Origin of the sequence: Succinatimonas hippei YIT 12066 (assembly GCF_000188195.1) — a bacterium.
GTDB lineage: Bacteria > Pseudomonadota > Gammaproteobacteria > Enterobacterales > Succinivibrionaceae > Succinatimonas > Succinatimonas hippei.
In genome coordinates this window covers 1-2994 of record NZ_GL831056.1, presented here as the reverse complement: position 1 = coordinate 2994, position 2994 = coordinate 1, and the positions used below count along the sequence as shown (strand labels likewise).

Below are 2994 nucleotides of genomic sequence, written 5' to 3'. Positions count from 1 at the left end.
CGGGGTTTTAGCCGCTGATCTTTTTTGATAAAAGAATAAAGGCACAAAAAATCCTGCTAAGAAATCTTAAGCAGGATCTATTAAATTAAGTTAATGCGCGTTTTCCGCGCATTTTCTTTTTTTTTTAAATCATATTTACTACGTCAAAATCAACCACCGGACTTACATCCTTTGTATAGTCGACACCTTCAATCTCAAAACCGAATAACTCCAAGAATTGATGCTTATAATCCTCATAGTCGGTAAGCTGTTTTAAGTTTTCCGTAGTAACGGTCGGCCACAATTCTTTGCACTTATCCTGAATCTTAGGATCAAGCTCCCAAGTATCCATACGTACACGGCCTTCGCTATCAATTTCAGCTTCTTTACCGTAAAGAGACTTTGAGAACATACGGTAAATATGGGCAATTACCAACTCATAGGTACCGGCGTCACGCATTACTCTAAAACAAATAGCAATATATAGAGGCATTACCGGAATAGCTGATGAAGCCTGGGTCACGACCGATTTTAAAACAGCCACGCGAGCATCACCGTTAACTTTAGCTAAGATCTGACGATTTGCAGCTGCAGCTCTATCCAAATCTTCTTTGGCTTTGCCTAAAGCTCCGTGCCAATAAATCGGCCAGGTTATTTCAGTTCCGATATAGCTGTAAGCGACAGTCTTGCAGCCTTCTGCCAAAACACCGGCATCGGCCAAGGCCTTAATCCACAGCTCCCAGTCCTGTCCGCCCATTACCTTAACGGTATTCTCAATTTCCTCAGGGGTGGCAGGCTCAACAGTTGACTCGATAATAGTATCGCGATTAGTGTCAATGGCTGTTGAAGTGTATGCCTTGCCAATAGGCTTTAATGAAGAGCGGACAACTTCACCGGTATCTGGCATCTTGCGAACCGGAGCCGCAAGAGAGTAAACAACCATATCAACCTGACCTAAATCGGCCTTGATGATCTCAATGGCCTTTTCGCGACAGGCATCGGAGAAAGCGTCACCGTTAATGTTCTTTACGTATAAACCTTCTTCTTGTGCAAACTTGGTAAAAGCAGCGGTGTTGTACCAGCCTGCAGATCCGGGACGCTTTTCAGTCCCCGGCTTTTCAAAAAACACACCTAAAGTGGCAGCTCCGGCACCGAATGCCGCACTGATGCGGGAGGCCAAGCCGTAACCGGTGGAAGCTCCTATTACTAAAACTTTCTTGGGACCGTTTTCAATTTTGCCCTGGGATTTTACATAATCAATCTGCTGCTTAACATTGGCTTCACATCCTGCAGGATGAGTGGTTACGCAAATAAAACCGCGTACTTTAGGTTCAATAATCATTAAAAAATCTCCAAAACACTTTAAGGTTTTGACGCAATTATACAAAATTACAAAGCTCGAGACCTAATTTCTCTTAATGAGATACGACACAAAATGAAAATATTCCACGTATTTGTTGTAAGCTTGCTCAATGAATAAAAATATTAATTAGGACTCGAATCTTGAAAAAATATAAATTATTTTTCATATCGCTTATAAGCGCTTTATGCTTAAGTACAAATATCGAAGCACACGCGGCAAAACCGCTTGAAGGATCGTCAGTAAGCGTTATCTACTCCTTAAACGATAAAATTCACGGTATAAATTACGATACTTACATGCACCCTGCTTCCACCCAAAAACTGCTTACGGCTCTTGCCGCACTTTTATATTTGGGACCTGACTACACTTTCAAAACAGCTCTTTATATAAGCAGACAAAGTCATGCCAACGGCAAACTTAAAATTTCAACAGACGGAACATTAACCGGCGACATCAAAATAAAGTTCACGGGAGATCCTTTTTTTACTTCAGACAATCTTTCTTCCTTATTTAAAAGTCTTAAAGATCAAGGAGTAAAACGCATCAAAGGCAATATTCTTCTAGATATAAGCCGTTTTACAGGAAAAGATCGTGCCGACGGCTGGTCGGCAAGTGATTTACCGGTATGCTTTACCGCTCCGTCTTCTGCTCTTATCATAAATCACAACTGCGCAGGATGCAGACTCAGACCGTCATCGATAGGCAGACGTGCTAAAGTTGAAATTTTAAATCGCAATCCCATAAGCGTATCTTCAGAGACAATAACCGTAAAAGCAAGTGATTTTAGAGACAAATGTACTCTTGAAGCCGAAATCCTAGGCTCTAATTCTTACCACGTAAGCGGATGCATACCCAAACTTAAAAAAGACGCTCCTTATCCCTTACTCTTTGCAGTAAACGATCCTAAATCCTGGGGAATTGATTGGACAGTAAAAATTTTAAAAAATCTTAATTTAAACGTATTAGGAGACATTAGCGTCGTAAAGCAAAATCAAGCAGGATTTACCCCTTATGCGGTAATAAATTCTCCACGCCTTTACAATCTTGTTAAAGTAATGCTGCAAAAGTCAGATAATCTCTATGCTGATGCCATAGCCAAAACCGTCGGTTTTGAATATTTTAAACGCGCCGGTTCCTATCAAAATGCTGTTAAAGCAATTCGTGCAATATTAGAAAAACAAGCCGGCATCAATCTTAAAAACGCATATATGGTGGACGGTTCAGGACTTTCATCCCATAATCTTTTATCGGCAAAAAATCTTTTTGATGTCTTAAATTACATAAAAGCCCATGATTCAACTTTAAATCTCATCGCTATATTGCCAAAGTCAGGCATAAGCGGAACCTTAAAAAATCGCCCGTCAGTTAAGGGCAAACAATTAAAAGGTGTTGTCATCGCTAAAACCGGATCACTGCAGAATGTCTCAAATCTTGCCGGATTCATTAAAAGTAAAAACAATAAATTAATCCCTTTCGTAATTTTAGAAAACTCTATCACCTATCCGCAGACTCTGCGTGAAGAAATAAAGCAGTTAAAGAAAAGATCACCGCATTATGAATTCGAAAAATCCGTAATAACAGATATTTATAATGAAAAAGAATTTTCTTATTAAATTAATCAACTTGACATCCTCACCGGCCTAAAGGCCGAT

Annotated in this window: 2 protein-coding genes; one reads left to right on the top strand and one right to left on the bottom strand. The window is 39.9% G+C overall.

Annotated elements, in window-relative coordinates; translation table 11 throughout:
- Positions 1-124 precede the first annotated feature (124 nt).
- On the bottom strand, positions 125-1321 hold the full coding sequence (gene fabV / locus HMPREF9444_RS08365; protein ID WP_009143982.1) for an enoyl-ACP reductase FabV: 1197 nt from the start codon (positions 1319-1321) through the stop codon (positions 125-127).
- A 161-nt stretch (positions 1322-1482) separates the two neighbouring features.
- On the opposite strand from fabV, the gene dacB reads away from it, so the two are divergent.
- Complete coding sequence (dacB, locus tag HMPREF9444_RS08360; protein WP_050779019.1) at positions 1483-2955, top strand: D-alanyl-D-alanine carboxypeptidase/D-alanyl-D-alanine endopeptidase; 1473 nt, start codon at positions 1483-1485, stop codon at positions 2953-2955.
- The last annotated feature ends 39 nt before the right edge of the window (positions 2956-2994 follow it).

Excerpts from the sequence above, each read along its gene's own strand:
- fabV (WP_009143982.1), bottom strand. The coding sequence starts at position 1,321 with ATGATTATTGAACCTAAAGTACGCGGTTTTATTTGCGTAACCACTCAT.